Here is a 16,735-nt window from a genome sequence, read left to right as displayed (position 1 = left end):
AAATTCCACTACCACACATCGATGCTCAATCTTCACATTTGAGATGTGGGGACGCGTGTCATGCCTGTGACCGTTCATTGAACAGACCATGATTGTCCTGCGCCATCTCGGCTAGACAAAGCTTCATGGTGGCTGGGAAGATACATGCGGAAACCGGACATATGAAGCCATACTCGATTTATCTGGTCATTGGTGGATGCGGTATGGCCGCGTTGATGATGGGCGTCGTCCTTCCGGAGGTGTTGCCGGGATGGCGTTGGGCCCATGAGCCCCTCCATTCCACATTGGAAACTGTCGGTGGCTTGGCCGCCATTTCCATGGGAATAGTGCTACTTCAAAGAACCGCTGACCCTACCAGGCAGAAATTCCTTCCCCTCGCCGGTGGGTTTCTCGGGATGGGTATCCTTGAAATCGTTCACGCGGTATCGGTACCAGGGAATGGATTCGTGCTATTGCGGAGCCTTGCCAGCTTGTTGGGAGGCTTGGGGTTCGGGCTGATGTGGCTCTCGGCAACGGGAAAACATCCTACAACGATGAAATGGATGCCGTGGGTAATGACCGGTGGAGCCCTTGCCCTTGGCTTATGGACGATTGGATTTCCGCAAGATGTACCGGTGATGGTTCGTGAAGGGGTATTCACGCCAACTGCGGTTGCCCCCAAAAGTTTTGCGAGCATGCTGTTTTTTGCCGGATCGCTTCGCTTCTTTTTGGATTATCGTACCTCGGGTCGATCGGAAGATGTCCTGTTTGCCTCATTGGCTTTCATGTTCGGATTTGCGGAATTGATGTTTACCTATTCCGTGATCTGGGGCAGTCGATGGTGGTTCTGGCATTTGCTCCGGTTGGTGGCCTATTTCTTCGTTCTGGGGTATGTCGGGCGAGGGTATTTGGCTGCCGTCTCGGAGTTGCGGTCATCATTGATCCAAACCCGACAGGCTGAACAAGCCAGTCGGCAGAGTGAACAACAGCTTCGGACAGTCTTGGAAGCCCGGGAGCGGATGGCCCAGGATCTTCATGACGGTGTCATTCAATCGACCTTTGCCTTAAAGCTGAATTTAGAGCGATGCCAGCGGCTCATTCCCCAGAATCCTCAAGAAGCCCTCGCCGGCATCAGCGATGTCTTGATGGAACTCACATTCGTGATTCAAGACCTGCGCAGGCATATCAGCGGTCTTGAACCGGAATGCATGAATGGACGGCAATGGGTCGAAGAGATGCGCACCCTTGTGCAGACCGTGGAAAAATCGCAGAACCTGCCCTTTCACTTGCAGATCGAACAGGAGGCCGCTGATCTGCTCACGCCGGAGGAAGCCACTCATCTGTTGTATGTGGTGAAAGAATCCATCAGCAACAGTGTGCGACATTCACGCGCTACGTCAGGTACGGTATCCCTTCAAGTGCGTGAAGGGACGGTGTGTTTGGAAGTGATGGATGATGGTCTGGGCTTTGATCTTGAAGATACCCATGAGGGAGTTCACGGATTGACAAATATGGCCGCACGCGCGAAGCGGTTGGGTGCGCATTTTCAGGTATGGTCGAAGCCTCACCGTGGGACTCGAATTCTTTTTGAGATTGCCAAGAAAGGGAGCCATGCCCAGGCGTAACACAACCCCTATCCGTCTCTTACTGGTCGATGATCACGAGGTGCTTCGCTTGGGCCTGAAAACGCTTTTTACCGAAACCGCGAACATGCAGGTCGTGGGTGAAGCGGGGACCAGGGCCGCGGCGGTGTCCGAAGCCGACCGTCTTCAGCCCGATGTAGTGCTCATGGATGTCCGCCTTCCGGACGGGAGCGGAGTTGAGGCCTGCCGTGAGATTCGGAATACATCTCCCGAAATCCGGGTGTTGTTTTTGACGTCATTTGCCGACGACGAGGCGGTCATGGCGACCATCATGGCAGGAGCCAAAGGCTTTCTGCTGAAAGAAATCAGCGGGGAGGAATTAGTCCGTGCGGTCAAAACGGTGGCTGCCGGTCAGTCTATTCTCGATCCTGCGATCACACAACGCGTCCTCACCAAAATGCAGCATCTCTCCATCTCTTCCGCCGATGGCAGGAAAGAATCCTTAGCGCCACAGGAATTGAAGGTGTTGACACTGGTGGCCGAAGGTCAAACCAATAAGGAAATTGCCGTTGCACTCGACCTGAGCGATAAAACCGTTGGCCATTATCTCGAAAATATTTTCCAGAAATTACAAGTGACCCGCCGTTCTCAAGCTGCGGCGGAGTTCGTCCGCCGATTTTCCCCATAGCGAATGTTAAATATTTCAATTGTATTGCCTTTTCCTTAGCATAAGAGTTCCTGAAACTTTCACCGGAAAAAATGAGGGAGTGTTCAAAAAGGCTCGTCCAGCAAGGCCGCAGCCGATTGAACGGGCGGAGCGTACGGAGGAGTACGTGAGCACGGCCAGGCGGCGAGAACGCCGCTGGCGGCCTTTTTCAATACAGCCATTAGGGGCATTTACCCCTATTCGCATACGGGAAGAATAGTCGCCCGACTCCGGATGTTCGCACCTACCGTTCCGCTCTAAATTTGATACACAATAGCCTCAGACGATGAAGACTCCAACCCGGAGCCTGGTTTTCATCCACTGTTCAATCCAAGGAGGCCGTCATGCTGAATTTCATTTCTAAGCCATTCCTGATGCTCTCGGCGCTGGTGTTTGCTGGTGTGTACGGACTTATTTTGAGTCCCGGTTTGGTTCTGGCAGATAAGACCCCGGGCCAGGACAATGTGAAAGTGTTGTATCACTTGGATAGTAACGATCCGGCTCTGGCCAAGTATGCCTTAGCATTGATCAATAAGCACATTGAGGCAGAAGGCGGGCCTGACAAGATCGACCTGGTTCTAGTCGTGCATGGGCCGGCCCTGAAGTTGTTTGAAAGCGATACGGTCGATCAGGAGTTGAAAGATAAATTGAAGGCGGTGATTGATAAAGGGATCAAGGCCGAAATGTGTCAGGTCTCGATGAAACTCTATGGGACACCGCTAGAAAAATTGCTGGCCGGTTTCACACCCACTGAGCATCCGGTTGCCGTGAAACGAATTGCCGACCTTCAACGCGCCGGCTATGTGTATATCAAACCATAAGGAGCCAATATGCGAAATAAGTTGTATATATCGACGAGCTCCAAAAGAGCCGTATCCGGTGGAAGCCTCGCAGGCTTCCACCGGGGACGATGGTTCTCGGCAATCAGAAGGGTCCTTGCCGGGTTCATGATGGTCGGCCTGAGTCTGGTTTTTGGAGTCTTGCCGGTCCCAGCGGTTTCCGTCCCGGCCCCGGAATTTCAGCTTCGGGCATTTGACGGCCATACGTACAGCAAAAATTCATTACAGGGGCGGCCGACGCTTCTCGTCTTTTGGGCGCCATGGTGCCGGTATTGCCAAATGGAATTGCCGATTCTCGCGAAATTTTATCAGGAACACAAACCTGACCAACTCCAGGTGTTGACTGTGGCCTTCTCGGACAGTCTGGCCCATGTGGAGGAATATGTCACAGGCAACCCTAACACCTTTATCTTTCCCACCGCCTATGATCGGGATAATGCGGTGGCGCAGGCTTTCGGTGTCAATGTCACCCCGACATTCGTAGTGATGGATGCCCATGGGGAAATGATCCTTGCCCACCGTGGTGCAGGGATCAACCAGAATCCTCAGTATCAGAAATTCCTCAAGAGTTTGCACCCATAAATATTCAACCGGGACGAATCGATCCCCCAGGGATAGGACACTCATGGTGGAGTCCGGCGCACATATTTCTCAGGTGACCTTGTCGGCGGCGTTTGGAGCCGGCCTCTTGTCAGTCGTTTCCCCTTGCGGGCTTCCTCTGGTGCCGTCCTACGTCTCCTATATCACGGGACTGTCCATTGACCAATTCCGGGATAACTCGGGACGGGACCGGATTCGCAAAACAATTATTTTGAATTCCTTGCTGTTCATCGGAGGGTTTTCCGTCGTCTTCATCGCGATTGGCCTTTCGGCCGATTGGTTTGGCCAATGGCTGATCAATTATCAGGACCATCTGCGAAAGATCGGAGGAGGGCTGATGATCCTGTTTGGTCTGTATGTATTGGGGCTGTTCAACTTCGGTTTTCTGTCCCAAGAATGGTGGCTCCATGTTCGGAGCCATCCGTTAGGCTATCTGGGCTCCTTTCTCATCGGGGCCACCTTTGCCATAGGTTGGACTCCCTGTGTGGGTCCGATACTCGCGTCTATCTTCTTATCTGCCGGCAACACCGATACCGCTGTTGATGGATTGGCCCTCCTCGTGTTCTATTCAATTGGGCTGGGGCTTCCACTGCTTGCCACGTCTGTATGGCTCGATCGATTATTAACCCGCATTCGGGGGATCCGAACTTTTATGAAGGCGCTCTCCGTCCTGAGTGGATTGCTACTGGTGGCAGTCGGCGGTCTCCTCTATACCCATTCATTCTTTTTTCTGGCGAGTTACCTGGAACGCTCGGGTATTGGATGGTATATCGGCCAATAGTTCCTATTCGGCTGTTGCCTCTGGTCATCCATATCTCTCCTGCCAATGTGCATAACCCGTTGCTCGTTCATCATGCTATCGTTTACCCTTGGGGCAGATTGAAGGCGAGGTTCCGCTTTGCATACCTACGCGGTGGTGTATGTCAAAAGTGTTGAAGATCCATTTAACAAGGAGAATGACCGTATGGCGACAATTGCGCCCTTCCGAGCTGTGAGACCCAAATCTGAATTTGCCAGTCAAGTGGCGGCCCCTCCCTATGATGTGGTCTCCTTGCAAGAGGCGCGTGAGTTAGCGGATGGAAATCCCTATTGCTTCCTTCGCATTGGTCGGGCCGAACTTGAGCTTGGTGATGGAGTCGACCCCTATTCCGCTGAGGTCTATCAACGAGGGGCCGATAATCTCCGGAAGCTCATCAAGGACGGAGTCTTGGCCCAAGAGCCACAACCACTCTTCGGTGTCTACCGACAAAAGTGGGGTCAGCATGAGCAGACCGGCATCGTAGCACTGGCATCCGTCGACGAATACGACCAGGGCATCATTAAAAAACATGAATATACAAGGCCGGTCAAGGAAGCTGACCGGGTGCGGATTATCGAAACCCATGCATCGCAATCGGGGCCGGTTTTGCTCTTTTTTCGCCAGACGGCCAAAATTGATCAGTGGTTAAAAGAGGTGACGGGTACGAAGCCGGATGTACATTTTGTCGCCCATGATAAGATCGAACACACCGTCTGGAGCGTGCGGGATCCATCCGCCATTCAAGAAGTCATAAAGAACTTTCAAGATCTCCCGGCCTTATATATCGCCGATGGGCATCATCGATCGGCTGCGGCAAGTCGGGTTCGTGCGTCCCGTGGTCAGGCAGGCGCACTGTCTGCTGGAAAGCATGAAGAAGGCTTTCTGGCAGTCATCTTTCCACATGACCAACTACAAATCCTTCCCTACAATCGGGTTGTTCGGGATTTGAATGGGTTCACCCCCCAAGCATTGCTCGAAAAATTATCTCCACACTTTGAATTGCAGGTGACCACGCAACCAGGCCAACCACCTGCCGCCGGTTTCGATATGTACCTGGAAGGGCAATGGCATCGCGCGAAACCCAAAGAGGATCCGTCATTGAACAGTCAGCAGGACCCGGTGCGTGCGCTAGCCGTTTCAGAATTGACAGAGCGGGTGTTAGATCCGTTGTTAGGCATAAAAGACCAACGGTCAGATCCACGCATAGATTTTGTGGGGGGTATTCGCGGAACCCAACAACTTGCAGCGTTAGTGGACAGTGGGGACTGGGCTGTCGCCTTCTGGTTGTATCCGACCACCGTTGAGGAATTGATGGCGGTGGCCGATGCGGATCGCGTCATGCCTCCCAAAAGCACATGGTTTGAACCCAAACTCCGTGACGGTCTCTTCATCCACATGCTGCACGACTAAAGAAAAATAGCTCTCAGGTTGGGGAAAGTCGGCCAATGGATGAGTTGGTCAGGCTAGACCAAGGCGTGGAGGAATCTCATGAAAACGGTAAATGTCTATGAAGCCAAGACTCACCTTTCGCAACTGCTCGATTTAGCGGCATCTGGGGAAGAAGTGGTTATTGCTCGAGCTGGAAGACCAATGGCTAAGCTCATTCCCTATCAAGTTAAACAACAGTCGAGAAAACCAGGGTCCTGGAAGGGCAAAGTCAAAATCTCCAAGGATTTTGATGAACTTCCCGAAAATCTCTCTCGGATTTTCAGGGGCAAGGCTGGGTGAAATTCTTATTAGATACCCATGTCTTGCTCTGGTGGCTGAGTGATCATAAATCACTCACTTCCAAAGCTGCTGTGGCGGTCAAGAATGGAGAAAATGGGATATTTGTGAGTGCCGTCAACGCATGGGAAATTTCCATTAATCCGGAACCGGGAAAGCTCAAGGTCCCTGATGAACTGGAAGAAGTCCTAGAGTCTAATAGTTTTCAACACCTTCCAAACTCAATCCGGCATGGCCATGTTGCAGGAAACCTACCCCGTCACCATGTGGAGATCGTATGCTCATTGCCCAAGCTCAAACGGAACAATTAACGATTATCACGCATGATATTTAATTGGAGTTGCCTTCTGGTTATATCCGACAAGGGGTGAGGAACAGTTGGTTGTGGCAGATGCGGATCACGTTGTGCCCGCCCCTAAAAGCATCCGGTTTGACCCCAATCTCCATGATGGCCTTTTCATCCACATCTGACAGGATAGGGCGAATGTAGAAATCGCACACTCTTGAATCGATTGTGCTTCCACATTCATATAGTTTTTTAAGTTTAATCTCGGGTTGGGGAGTATGAGAGAAAAGGGTTCTTTAGCCGGAATGAACCAATATTATTTTGAATGGAATTTGCCCTGATAGAATGTGGTGGTGGATAAGGATAACTATTGGCAAAGACTAATTGGATTAAAATGGCGTGAATGTTAGGCATGAAAAATTTAAAAATCCGTGAGCATAATAAAAAATGAATTACTGAGATGAGGAACTTGTCAATCATTGTTGCCTCCCTAAGTAAAATTGTCTTTATTCAATGTATAGGGAGCATATTGCAAAGTGGTAAAGGATTTGTTCCCGGTCGGTAAAATATCTGTTGTACCATGAGATTTTGAGGTTCATGAACGATATTCAGTGGAACATTAAGACTTTTCAAGAATTGGAATCGGATCAGTTATATGACCTCCTGAAGCTGCGCGTGGAGGTGTTTGTGGTGGAGCAACACTGTGCCTATCGGGAATTGGATGAGTATGACCGGCATCCGGAAACCAGGCACATTTCTGGACGCAGTGAAGGTGGGGAATTGATTGCCTATGCGCGGATTCTTCCACCTGGACTCTGTCACGCTGAGGTGAATCTGGGGCGGTTTGTGGTGAAGGCAGATTTTCGTCAGCAGGGGATTGGGCACCAATTGTTACAGACAGCCTTGCAGGAGATATCCCATCGTTGGCCTGAGGTGCCTATTAAAATGTCGGCACAAAGTCACCTACACCGATTCTATGCGCAATATGGGTTTATCCAAGTGTCCGATGGCTATCTCGAAGATGGGATCCCTCACGTTGATATGGTGAAGGATACGACAGTATGAAAACTCTCCCTCTGGGCGATCTTTCACTTGAAACATTTTTAGGTGAATATTGGCAGAAGAAGCCGTTGTTGATTCGGCAGGCCCTGCCCGGGATCAATCCGCCGATTGCGGCTGATGAATTGGCTGGTCTCGCTTGCGAAGAAGAGGTCGAATCGAGGCTGATCATTCAAAATCCCGTAAGCGACCAATGGGAACTTTCTCATGGTCCGTTTACTGATGTGACATTTTCCGCTCTGCCAGGCGCGCATTGGACCTTGTTGGTCCAGGCTGTGGATCATTGGGTGCCGGCCGCCGCTGAGTTTCTTGCGCAATTTTATTTTATCCCCAGTTGGCGGGTTGATGATTTGATGATCAGCTATTCCGGCGACAAGGGGGGGGTCGGGCCCCATTATGATAACTATGATGTGTTTCTGGTGCAGGTCAGTGGCTGCCGCCAATGGGAAGTCGGGGGGATCTATGATGAAACATCTCCTCGCCGTTCGGATGTTCCGGTCAAGATCCTGTCCGAATGGAATCCGGAACAACGCTGGATATTGGAGCCGGGCGATCTGCTGTATGTACCCCCGCGTGTCGGACATAACGGGATAGCCGTGGGTGAGGATTGCATGACCTGTTCGGTGGGGTTTCGTGCGCCGTCTCATCGGGATATCTTGCTCGACTATTCCGAATCGGTGGGAGAAGCGCTGAGCGAAGAAGTCCGCTATGCGGATCCGGATCTGGTTCCTCAAGCCAATCCCGGCCAGATTACATCCGAGGCAGTTAGAAAAGTTCAGCAGATCCTTACCCGGTATGTCGAAGATGAGAGCAAGCTGGCTCAATGGTTTGGTTGTTACATGACCTCTCCGAAATACCAGGATGAGGAGACGACGCCGGAGGGACACCGTCTCGAAGATGTACGTACCCATCTTTCGGAGGGAGGAAAACTTGTCAGAAATGAAGGGTCACGTTTTGCGTTTCATGAACACGGACAGAATATCTGGTTATTTGTTGATGGGCGTCAGTACACCTGCACTGCGCTCATGACGGATCTGGTGAAAACCTTGTGCGCCGAACGCCAAATCGGTTCGGAGCACTTCGTCCCGTCGGAAGGGCATGATTCCCTACTTCTCGATTTGCTGAGCCATGGCAGTCTCTATCTTTCTGCCTGAAAAATACTTTTCCATCCTTCCCGGAAAGAGAGGCTTCCTTTCAGGCCAAAGAAACTGATCGCCCCTCTGTTTGGTCGCCATCATCTGTGAATAATTAGAGTTGTGTGGCGCCACCATCGACGGTGAGGTCAATCCCTGTAATGTAAGATGAATCATCTGATGCGAGAAATAGCGCGGCTGTGGCAACTTCATGTGAGCTGCCCATTCGTTTCATGGGGTTTTGGTCACCAAAGCTGGCTTTCATGCCTGGAACTTCTTCTGCAGGAACGCCCACTTTCTCAAAAATAGGGGTATCAATTGGCCCAGGGGCTAGAGCGTTTACCCGGATTTTTCTTTCGAGAAATTCACTCGACAAGGTTCTGGCCAGATTCCGAACGGCCGCTTTGGTTGCGCCATAGACACTGGAATTGGGAAATCCTTTCTGGTCCGCGATGGACGAATTGATAATGATCGATGCTCCTTCATTTAGAAGCGGAGAGGCTTTTTGAATATTGAAGAACAGGCCTTTGAAATTGACATTGACCATCCTATCGAATGTGGCTTCGTCGACGGTGTCAAATGGGCCAAAAATCGCAATGCCGGCATTGAGGAAGAGAACATCGATCCTTCCCGCCGTCTTGTGAATCTGTTGATACAAATCCGCGATGTCATTGAGATTCCCGGTATCCGATACGAAACCGGCACTCGCTCCTCCAATTTCTTTCACTGCCGTTTCCACGGCCTCTTTTCTTCTTCCCGTGATAATCACCCTGGCCCCTTCAGCCTGAAATAATTTGGCTGTGGCCAAACCAATCCCGCTATTGCCACCCGTAATGACGGCCACTTTGTCTTTGAGTCTTTGAGGCATAGGAATTTCCTTTCAAGGTGGATAGAGAGCATTGTATTCGCGTGTCACTCTAGTAAAACATTTTAGAATGAAATTTTCATCTCTCTTCCAACAACGCATTAGTGAATGGTTCTGAGTTGTTGGTCGTGAGACAACCCATCAGAGATCATCGTCATCTTCTTCCCATGCTCTCTTAATGGCTGCAGCGCGCTTCCGCTGTCTGGTAAACGCCCAAAAGGCGAGGAGTGTGATCGCGAGCCAGACCATTCCGGAGCTGGTGGCCACAGGGATCCAGCGATTCCAGAGTGTCTGCCGACTCCAGAACTGCTCTTCTGCTTGAGTGAGTGTCATGGAGGTGGTTTGTGCAAAGGCTTCAGGAAAAGACACGCCTTGTTGGATTTTTGCCAGAATACGTTTGGGGGTATCCTGTCCTGTCTGTTCCAGGAGGTCTCGCGTAAAGGCGTAAGCCAGCACATAGGCCCGTCGGACAGAGGTCTCGTCTTTGTTGAAGAGAGTATTGAGTTCATTCAGAGAGACCTGCGTGTCTGAGACCATTGCCCAGACTAATCGGGCTCGGTCTTCCAAATCCCACCTTCGGGCGGTCATCATCGCTAATCCCTCATCAAACCATCGAGGCAAAGGCTGTTCTCCTGCCGCCCGATGGGCCAGGATATGGCTGATTTCATGCAGGAAGACTTCGTTGAGTGAATCATTCGGATAGGTCAAACTCCGGTCAGTGAGGAGCACAATTGTGGAAGTCTGACCGACGGCGTAACCAGATATCCATTCCGGTGATTCCTGTGCAAGGGGCGATTCCTTTGGCGCCAGGATGACTCGAATGGGAAGTCCGGGATGTTCAAGTCCCATAAAGTCCATCATACGCTGAAGCGCTTGTGGGTTGCTGTCCTTCAAGTGGGCAGCTAACGGTTCCAAGGATTCCGGGGCTTCAATGGTGAATTGGGGAGAGGCGGCACCCATCACGAGTCCGGGGTGAGCCATTATCACCATGATCGTCAGAAACAAAAGATGGAGTCCAATCTTTGCGTGCTTTGCAAAATGACACTTGGACTTGCGAAAGCGTTGTTCAATTCTGCCCATACGCATTGGCTAGCCCGGGAGTGAAAGTTCTCTGAGGAAAGCTGGAAGACCGGGATGGATCCGAATGTCTGCCTTCAAATTTTTGCATTCAGGTGGTCAAGGATGAGGCGGGCGTCGGTGATGGGATCCGTGGTCATGGGCAACTGTGTCTGTTCAGTCACTTTGGTCAGAAGTCGTTGCGCGGCCGCTCTTACCGGTAATGGAAACGTGGGTTCTGCTTGGATCTGCTGAAGGTGATGCATGGAATCTCCTCTCCAGTTTGCCAGTTTCTGTTGCGCAGCCCATTGTTGGGAGGCCAGTGCCACGGCTCGCCGTGCGCAGACTCTGGCTAACCCATCGTTCCCAGTCCGGAGTCCGTTGGCGGCGTTGATGAGTTCCTGTTCGATCTGTTCAGACCGGTTCATGAATCCTGATGTGCGGTGCGATTGGCGTACAGTTCCCGCCTGGTCGCAATTCGATGGATGTGGACGACATGCTCGTCCTGGTCGATGGAGTAGAGAATGCGCCAGTCTCCCACGGCGTATTGGACGAGACCGGGTAGATCGTCGTCCAGGGGTTCATGCCGAAGATTGGCGACATTCGAGGCTAACCACTTGGTCTTGTCCAACAGACGCTGGGCCATACCCTGGTCGGTTGTTTGAAGGTCGTCCAGGATTGAAAGTTGATAGGTGACACGATACCAGGGCATGTCATCTCACCATTTGAGACCCAGTCGTTCAGCGACGGTTTCTCCCGTCACGCGCTCCGGGGAATTCAAGACTTGTTTTAATTGCGCGCGCACCTTGTCATCCAGAGCCAGGCCAAGATCGGGGTCGCCCAGCAGTTCACACAACCGGTCATCTACCATGCTATTAACCAGTTCTTTAAATTCTTTCTGAGAGAGATCGGAGATGTTCATGATGAAGCCTCCATTCATGTCAGGAACTGAGCCTGTGATCTTTGATAGTTCTTCTACCTCATTTGATGCGGCTGAACGGGATGTCACGAGTTTTCTGTCATTTTGCCCTCACAAAAAGGCGTGTTTTTCAAGACGCATCAGGCAACCTCTCAGCTGCCGGACCGAAGACCGGTATCTCCCGTCCATTCAAGAAAAATCCAGAGAACGAAGCTTAGAAATTTCCAGCTTCCACGACATCATCGAGGCTGTTAATATCCAGCCAATGCCCAACGGTATAGAGCACCCTAATCGGATAGTTTCTTCGTAATAACTCCTGGAACAGGATGGCCATTCCTGCTTTCCGGTGTTTCGGGTCGGCAAGAAGTTCGGTAAGGATCTCGTGCAACTGCGTGACTCCTTGAGCCGAGACTTTAAAAAATCCCATCCATACGCCATGGATCATGTCTGAAGGGACAGTCCTGCCTAATTGCTTGAGATGAATCTGGGCGTTAAAGGCCTTTCGGGAATTCGGAGCGGTACATTCGGCAAACCCGCCAAGCCTCGTATAACTCGTTTTTTCCTGCCAGTCGCTATCCACAAAAATAACAAAGTCATCCTTGGCTTGCAGCAGCGCCTGGGGAATGTACGTGTTAAACAACACATCGCCATAGGATACGATGGTGTCCTGGAATCGGGCTTCTTTTGATTGAAGCGCTTTCAACAAGGAATCCAATTCTCCCGTTTCCGCGAAAGCATCGTTATCGACATAGGTCAGATTGGGAAGGTTGACGGCTTCTTTCTTATACCCCCGGACCACAAGAATTTCCTTGATGCCGACGCTGTTGTAGGCGTCAACGATATGAGCAAGGAGCGGGACGCCCCGGATATTCACCATGGTTTTTGGTTTGTCTTCGGTGAGCTCCCCTAACTCATCACCGCGGGAAGCGGCGAGGACAATAGCCGATGCGCGGTCGGCACTTTTAGGAAGATAGCGCTGCTCGGCTTGCATGAGTTCATCCGCACCTTGCAGACGGAAAACTTCAGAGACCGGCACAATATTATCCTCAATGAATAAGAGATTTTCTTGTTCTTTCAGAACGCGAGCCGTCGTCTGCATGGTGGCGACGGCCGCGCGGAGCATGTGATTCGCCCAAATCACCATGGAAAAGCCATGTTGCCGGAACACATCGGTGGGAGTGGAATAATATTTTGTGGGCACAATCACCACGGGTGAACGATTGCTCCATTCCCGCTTGAATGCCAGAATCTCATCCGGTACTGCCAGCGCACTGTGAATCAGAATGCCATCCGCTCCGGCCTGGCGATATGCCTCTGCCCGTCGCAAGGCTTCCGCCAGTCCCCATCCGCAGATGAACGCTTCAACGCGGGCGATGATGCAGAAATCCGGATCGGATTGCGCATCCTTTCCGGCTTTAATTTTTCCACAAAACTCTTCCATGTCGGCCATGGGCTGTGTGTCACCCTTAAGAAAGCTATTCGTCTTCGGAAACAACTTGTCTTCAATGCACACGGCCGCGATATGCCGTTGTTCCAATTTGCGAATGAGACGCTGCATATTATTGAAGTTGCCGTAGCCGGTATCTCCATCAAGGAGAATTGGAATGCGGGCCGCGTCAGACATAAATTCCAGATTGTCCAGAACCTGGGTCCAACTGGCCTCGTTGTTATCTCGCACCCCGAATTGCGCTGAGATCGAGAGTCCGCTGGCCCAGATGCCATGGAATCCTGCTTCTTCCACGATCTTGGCGCTCAGCCCATTATGAGCCTCGCAGATGAATTCAAGCTTGGGGGACAAGAGGAGTTTTTTGAATTGCGTTGATTTTTGCGGCTGAGGTTCGCTTGGCATAATCGGTCAATGTGACAGTGTTTCAGATTGTTCAATAAAGTACTGAAGTCTACATCAAGGGGAATCTTGATGCCAAACCTTTCCGCATCTGATCGGGAATCCGGGAAGACGTTTGGGGCTGGAATCTACCGGATGAACGAGTAGGCAAAATGATTGCCCCCAATGCTTGTGACAGGTTTTGAAGATGATGGGGTCAGGATAAGGGCATAGCCCCGAGACCATGCCCTTGTCCGGATGAACAGTGAACTAATTATGGCGTGCGGCTGGTGATCTCAAGAAGATGATAGCCAAACTGGGTTTTGACGGGGCCGTGGACCTTGCCGAGTTCGCCGCTAAACACAACCTCATCGAATTCTTTGACCATTTGACCCGGGCCGAACTCGCCCAGATCGCCACCTTGTTTCCCTGATGGACAGGTGGAATGTTCCTTTGCGGCGGCAGCAAAATCTCCACCACCCTCAATTTGTGTTTTTAAGTTTTTGCATGCTTCTTCTGTTGAGACCAAAATGTGACGGGCGCGCGCTTTCGCCATGAGCATTCTCCTTCTAGGCTAGAAAATTGGACAATGGTCCTTTTCTCATGATTGACCAGCCAAGGTCAAATTTCATGAGAATCGGCCGGCCTAATCCCTGAAACTCTCTTGTTCAAAACGTATGGTGGGAGTGTTGAAAAATAAAGATGTTCAAGGGGAAATTTGCCCAGGATTAGTTTACCCATCAAAGGCTCCGGGTCGGTTCAAAAAAGTCCGTCCAGTAAGGCCGCAGCCGTTTTTGCGCGCGGAGCGTACGCGTCGTATGTGAGCACGGAAAAGTGGCGAGAACGCCGCTGGCGGCTTTTTTCAACAGACCCATGGTGGAAGGACGAATGTTCTGGCGATCAGAAACGGGTCGAGTGGAGGAGGCCCTGTCATGGTGTGAGACTGAAGGCCGGAGAAAAAGGGGAAGAGTCCTGGTAGAAGTCCACGAAAATCGAATGAACGATGGGCAGTGATGGAGTTGATAGGCTAGTTGTCAGGATTCATCGCCAGGTAATCACAAATAAAATCCAACACCAGTTCGTCAAAATTGTTGAAAATGGTTTTGACCCCACCAGCGGTTACGACGCCTTGTTCCCAGGTGATGGCGTGTCCCGTGGAGGAGTTATGAACAAGGGCTACCAATTGGTGGACTTCAAGGTCGATCCGACAGGCATAACGCTTGGGGCCCAAGGGAAGAGCCGCCATATTGACATATAAATAGGGCTCTCCTGGTAATTTGGCGGCTTCGAGTTCCTTGACCAGGCGAATCCCCGCCGTCTGCAATTGTGCCTCCACGCGTTTGCGCAACTCACTCCGGTTTAATACTCCCCTCAGCTCCGGACCTAAGTCCTCAACGACCACATAGATGCCATGTATCCCCCGTAGTGATTCTTTCCTCAGCATAGGATGATCAACCTCTCCGTCAATTCGTTCTAGCCAACAACAAGCAGACTGCCCCCGCTCAGGGATTGTAGACTGATTCCCTAAGCCTTGTCCTCTTTTGCCTTGCGCAAATAATCACCAAGGATTCCCCGGCTGTGTTCATCATCGTGGCAGTATACGCAGAGGTTCTCCCAGTTCGACCCGTCCGGCGGATTGTTGTGGTGATTGCCGTCTTTATGGTGCACCGTGAGCAGGTGTCTGGTCTTGAGATCGAATTCTCTAGCACATTTGGCGCAAATCAGGCCGTGAATCTTCAGTGACTGTTCCCGATAGGAGCTGTTGCTTGAGGGTGCAGGCTTCGGTCGCAGTCCTTTCAGGATTTCGTCAATGGGTTTGTCGACGGCAGGTTTTTGGAGTCGTCGCAGTTTGTGCCGACCCCGGTATGCATTCCCCATAATGTGCGTCCTTTCAAATGATGGCGTCGTGGTGGTCTGTCGCCAGCGATGAATAGTCGCGTGAATCCAATGCGAGGATTCTCGAAGTTTTCCCGGTCTTTGTCAATGCAATGTGAATTGACGCCCCGTTGAGCATGCCTGATGGGTTGTCAACCGTTGGATGAGGCCTTCGCGATGGTTGGGGAGGAATCGTGTGGTGTGAGGCCTGCGAGCCCTATGCGGGAAGTGCTAAGATGCCGAAGAGTGCTGCGGATAGGTTTAGTCTGATCATTTCTTTTATAAGCACCCGCTTCGAGACGGGTGCTCTCACCAGGAGGGTGCCATGTTTGGTCCTATTACGCTTCCATTTGGGGCAAAAATGTTGTTTAACACCGTCAAATTGAAGCCCGGCGTTTCCTTCGATCAGGTGGAGCTGGCCGTGGGAGAGATGTGTATGGTCGTTAAGGAAACCTATGGGGGAGACAAAGGGGGGTTCATCGCCGGGCAGGTGTTCAAATTTTCCGGTTTCGTATCAGACGAAGGGTCCCTGAGTGCATCAAAAACCGCAGATGACCATTACGCGATTGTCACCTATTGGAGTTCATTTGAGGATCACGAAAAATCTCATGCCGATGAACTGTTCAATAAGACATTCGCCGCTTTGGCGACGATGTGTTCTGAGACGAAAGAACTCGGTTACGATATGCTATGGCAGGGGGAGGCAAAGACGGCATAAGCCTTTTGACAGAGAAGGAGTTCCGTCACCAATCTGGCCGGTGGTCTGTCAGTTTTTGGCGCGTGGGTATAGATGATGATGTCATGCATGGACAGAAGTGCGTGAAACAGACCCGATATGGCATCACATGATGATTCAGGAGTTCGCACAGCATTTTTTATACTTTTTCCCGCTGCCGCAGGGGCACGGATCGTTCCGTCCAATCTTCGCCTCGCTACGCACGACGGTTCGAACTCCGGGACTTTTGCCGTCTGAGAAATACCAGGTCCCTTCATGTTTCCGAAACTCGCTCAACTCATGATGGATTTGAGGGCCTTTTTCGGTCTCAAACGTGGCTTTGAATTCGACGAGGCCCGCATCGTCGTCCACTCCGCCCTGTTTGGTCGCAAGAATTTCTAACCCCGTCCACTTGGTGGTTTCTGCCCACTTGCGATTGGCCTCAAGGTCAATGTCGCGTATGGTTTTGGGATCATGGGTCTTTTCGATGAAATCCATCTGGACTTGCGTATAGGCCGAATATCTGGCCCGCATGAGTTGTTCGGCAGTCGCTGCCTGTTTCACTCCAGTGATCACGGGCTCACAGCATTGTTTGAAGGTCTTTCCGCTCTGACACGGACACTGCATATGGGACTCCTTTTCAAAGTAAAGGCAAATGATGATTGACTCTTGTACGCCGCCAGTGCCGGAAAAGTCAAAAGGCCCGGCATCTCATTTTTTTCGAAAAATATTGGTAATCCCGGCAGCAGTTTTCCGCCACTTTTCTCTGCT

General features: G+C 51.2%; 20 protein-coding genes and 1 pseudogene. 11 read left to right on the top strand and 10 right to left on the bottom strand.

Translation table 11 applies throughout. The features are described 5' to 3' along the window. Positions 1-161 precede the first annotated feature (161 nt). The 10 genes and pseudogenes from H6750_16100 (at position 162) to H6750_16055 (ending at position 8,730) form a co-directional block, all read left to right on the top strand. Entirely contained in the window at positions 162-1,604 is a 1,443-nt protein-coding gene (locus H6750_16100; protein ID MCB9775829.1) for a hypothetical protein, read from the top strand. Further along, complete coding sequence (locus H6750_16095; GenBank protein ID MCB9775828.1) at positions 1,591-2,250, top strand: response regulator transcription factor; 660 nt, start codon at positions 1,591-1,593, stop codon at positions 2,248-2,250. The genes H6750_16100 and H6750_16095 overlap by 14 nt, the downstream gene beginning before the upstream one ends. Before the next feature lie 362 nt (positions 2,251-2,612). After that, entirely contained in the window at positions 2,613-3,089 is a 477-nt protein-coding gene (locus H6750_16090; GenBank protein MCB9775827.1) for a DsrE family protein, read from the top strand. 9 nt (positions 3,090-3,098) lie between these two features. Beyond that, entirely contained in the window at positions 3,099-3,689 is a 591-nt protein-coding gene (locus H6750_16085) for a TlpA family protein disulfide reductase (protein MCB9775826.1), read from the top strand. Between the two features lie 43 nt (positions 3,690-3,732). Beyond that, the gene (locus H6750_16080; protein ID MCB9775825.1) at positions 3,733-4,488 is read left to right on the top strand and encodes a cytochrome c biogenesis protein CcdA; all 756 of its coding nucleotides are present in this window, start codon (positions 3,733-3,735) and stop codon (positions 4,486-4,488) included. 183 nt (positions 4,489-4,671) lie between these two features. After that, complete coding sequence (locus H6750_16075) at positions 4,672-5,916, top strand: DUF1015 domain-containing protein (protein MCB9775824.1); 1,245 nt, start codon at positions 4,672-4,674, stop codon at positions 5,914-5,916. Positions 5,917-5,994: 78 nt separating this feature from the next. After that, positions 5,995-6,234, top strand: a complete 240-nt coding sequence (locus tag H6750_16070; GenBank protein ID MCB9775823.1) for a type II toxin-antitoxin system Phd/YefM family antitoxin — start codon at positions 5,995-5,997, stop codon at positions 6,232-6,234. Further along, a pseudogene (locus H6750_16065) lies at positions 6,231-6,565 on the top strand (type II toxin-antitoxin system VapC family toxin). The gene H6750_16070 and the pseudogene H6750_16065 overlap by 4 nt, the downstream one beginning before the upstream one ends. Before the next feature lie 549 nt (positions 6,566-7,114). Continuing rightward, positions 7,115-7,582: a GNAT family N-acetyltransferase gene (locus H6750_16060; protein ID MCB9775822.1), complete on the top strand. Its 468-nt coding sequence runs from the start codon at positions 7,115-7,117 to the stop codon at positions 7,580-7,582. Continuing rightward, positions 7,579-8,730 (top strand): cupin domain-containing protein, encoded by a 1,152-nt coding sequence (locus H6750_16055; GenBank protein ID MCB9775821.1) that lies wholly within the window; start codon positions 7,579-7,581, stop codon positions 8,728-8,730. Before H6750_16060 ends, H6750_16055 begins: the two co-directional genes overlap by 4 nt. A gap of 94 nt (positions 8,731-8,824) precedes the next feature. Here H6750_16055 and H6750_16050 read toward each other — a convergent pair whose 3' ends face one another. The 9 genes from H6750_16050 to H6750_16010 form a co-directional block, all read right to left on the bottom strand. After that, entirely contained in the window at positions 8,825-9,577 is a 753-nt protein-coding gene (locus H6750_16050; GenBank protein ID MCB9775820.1) for an SDR family oxidoreductase, read from the bottom strand. Between the two features lie 138 nt (positions 9,578-9,715). Then, positions 9,716-10,555 carry a hypothetical protein gene (locus H6750_16045; GenBank protein ID MCB9775819.1) on the bottom strand — a complete coding sequence of 280 codons (840 nt, stop codon included), beginning with the start codon at positions 10,553-10,555 and terminating at the stop codon, positions 9,716-9,718. A gap of 173 nt (positions 10,556-10,728) precedes the next feature. After that, positions 10,729-11,058 carry a hypothetical protein gene (locus H6750_16040; GenBank protein MCB9775818.1) on the bottom strand — a complete coding sequence of 110 codons (330 nt, stop codon included), beginning with the start codon at positions 11,056-11,058 and terminating at the stop codon, positions 10,729-10,731. After that, on the bottom strand, positions 11,055-11,342 hold the full coding sequence (locus H6750_16035; GenBank protein ID MCB9775817.1) for a type II toxin-antitoxin system RelE/ParE family toxin: 288 nt from the start codon (positions 11,340-11,342) through the stop codon (positions 11,055-11,057). The genes H6750_16040 and H6750_16035 overlap by 4 nt, the downstream gene beginning before the upstream one ends. A gap of 6 nt (positions 11,343-11,348) precedes the next feature. Then, on the bottom strand, positions 11,349-11,552 hold the full coding sequence (locus tag H6750_16030; protein MCB9775816.1) for a hypothetical protein: 204 nt from the start codon (positions 11,550-11,552) through the stop codon (positions 11,349-11,351). 211 nt (positions 11,553-11,763) lie between these two features. Then, positions 11,764-13,398 carry a phosphoenolpyruvate mutase gene (gene aepX, locus H6750_16025; protein MCB9775815.1) on the bottom strand — a complete coding sequence of 545 codons (1,635 nt, stop codon included), beginning with the start codon at positions 13,396-13,398 and terminating at the stop codon, positions 11,764-11,766. 250 nt (positions 13,399-13,648) lie between these two features. Then, entirely contained in the window at positions 13,649-13,930 is a 282-nt protein-coding gene (locus H6750_16020) for a peptidylprolyl isomerase (protein MCB9775814.1), read from the bottom strand. A gap of 471 nt (positions 13,931-14,401) precedes the next feature. Continuing rightward, positions 14,402-14,818, bottom strand: a complete 417-nt coding sequence (locus tag H6750_16015) for a hypothetical protein (protein ID MCB9775813.1) — start codon at positions 14,816-14,818, stop codon at positions 14,402-14,404. Between the two features lie 80 nt (positions 14,819-14,898). Next, a complete protein-coding gene (locus H6750_16010) occupies positions 14,899-15,252 on the bottom strand; it encodes an HNH nuclease family protein (protein ID MCB9775812.1) in 354 nt (117 codons plus the stop codon). A gap of 322 nt (positions 15,253-15,574) precedes the next feature. Between H6750_16010 and H6750_16005 the strand changes: the two genes are divergently transcribed. Further along, positions 15,575-15,967 (top strand): hypothetical protein, encoded by a 393-nt coding sequence (locus H6750_16005; GenBank protein MCB9775811.1) that lies wholly within the window; start codon positions 15,575-15,577, stop codon positions 15,965-15,967. A gap of 135 nt (positions 15,968-16,102) precedes the next feature. On the opposite strand, the gene H6750_16000 is transcribed toward H6750_16005, so the two are convergent. After that, positions 16,103-16,591, bottom strand: coding sequence for a YchJ family protein (locus H6750_16000; GenBank protein ID MCB9775810.1), 489 nt, complete (start codon positions 16,589-16,591; stop codon positions 16,103-16,105). Positions 16,592-16,735 lie beyond the last annotated feature (144 nt).

This window comes from Nitrospiraceae bacterium (assembly GCA_020632595.1).
Classification (GTDB): domain Bacteria; phylum Nitrospirota; class Nitrospiria; order Nitrospirales; family UBA8639; genus Nitrospira_E.
The sequence above is the reverse complement of the archived record's forward strand: the minus strand, read 5'-3'. Positions and strand labels throughout refer to the sequence as shown.

What these genes read in the sequence shown, in the direction of transcription:
- H6750_16005 (MCB9775811.1), top strand. Translation starts at nt 15,575, where the DNA reads ATGTTTGGTCCTATTACGCTTCCATTTGGGGCAAAAATGTTGTTTAAC.
- H6750_16090 (MCB9775827.1), top strand. Translation starts at nt 2,613, where the DNA reads ATGCTGAATTTCATTTCTAAGCCATTCCTGATGCTCTCGGCGCTGGTG.
- H6750_16040 (MCB9775818.1), bottom strand. Translation starts at nt 11,058, where the DNA reads ATGAACCGGTCTGAACAGATCGAACAGGAACTCATCAACGCCGCCAAC.
- H6750_16045 (MCB9775819.1), bottom strand. Translation starts at nt 10,555, where the DNA reads ATGGCTCACCCCGGACTCGTGATGGGTGCCGCCTCTCCCCAATTCACC.
- H6750_16015 (MCB9775813.1), bottom strand. Translation starts at nt 14,818, where the DNA reads ATGCTGAGGAAAGAATCACTACGGGGGATACATGGCATCTATGTGGTC.
- H6750_16095 (MCB9775828.1), top strand. Translation starts at nt 1,591, where the DNA reads ATGCCCAGGCGTAACACAACCCCTATCCGTCTCTTACTGGTCGATGAT.
- H6750_16085 (MCB9775826.1), top strand. Translation starts at nt 3,099, where the DNA reads ATGCGAAATAAGTTGTATATATCGACGAGCTCCAAAAGAGCCGTATCC.
- H6750_16060 (MCB9775822.1), top strand. Translation starts at nt 7,115, where the DNA reads ATGAACGATATTCAGTGGAACATTAAGACTTTTCAAGAATTGGAATCG.
- H6750_16020 (MCB9775814.1), bottom strand. Translation starts at nt 13,930, where the DNA reads ATGGCGAAAGCGCGCGCCCGTCACATTTTGGTCTCAACAGAAGAAGCA.
- H6750_16100 (MCB9775829.1), top strand. Translation starts at nt 162, where the DNA reads ATGAAGCCATACTCGATTTATCTGGTCATTGGTGGATGCGGTATGGCC.
- H6750_16035 (MCB9775817.1), bottom strand. Translation starts at nt 11,342, where the DNA reads ATGCCCTGGTATCGTGTCACCTATCAACTTTCAATCCTGGACGACCTT.
- H6750_16010 (MCB9775812.1), bottom strand. Translation starts at nt 15,252, where the DNA reads ATGGGGAATGCATACCGGGGTCGGCACAAACTGCGACGACTCCAAAAA.
- H6750_16070 (MCB9775823.1), top strand. Translation starts at nt 5,995, where the DNA reads ATGAAAACGGTAAATGTCTATGAAGCCAAGACTCACCTTTCGCAACTG.
- H6750_16050 (MCB9775820.1), bottom strand. Translation starts at nt 9,577, where the DNA reads ATGCCTCAAAGACTCAAAGACAAAGTGGCCGTCATTACGGGTGGCAAT.
- H6750_16055 (MCB9775821.1), top strand. Translation starts at nt 7,579, where the DNA reads ATGAAAACTCTCCCTCTGGGCGATCTTTCACTTGAAACATTTTTAGGT.
- H6750_16075 (MCB9775824.1), top strand. Translation starts at nt 4,672, where the DNA reads ATGGCGACAATTGCGCCCTTCCGAGCTGTGAGACCCAAATCTGAATTT.
- H6750_16030 (MCB9775816.1), bottom strand. Translation starts at nt 11,552, where the DNA reads ATGAACATCTCCGATCTCTCTCAGAAAGAATTTAAAGAACTGGTTAAT.
- H6750_16080 (MCB9775825.1), top strand. Translation starts at nt 3,733, where the DNA reads ATGGTGGAGTCCGGCGCACATATTTCTCAGGTGACCTTGTCGGCGGCG.
- H6750_16000 (MCB9775810.1), bottom strand. Translation starts at nt 16,591, where the DNA reads ATGCAGTGTCCGTGTCAGAGCGGAAAGACCTTCAAACAATGCTGTGAG.
- aepX (MCB9775815.1), bottom strand. Translation starts at nt 13,398, where the DNA reads ATGCCAAGCGAACCTCAGCCGCAAAAATCAACGCAATTCAAAAAACTC.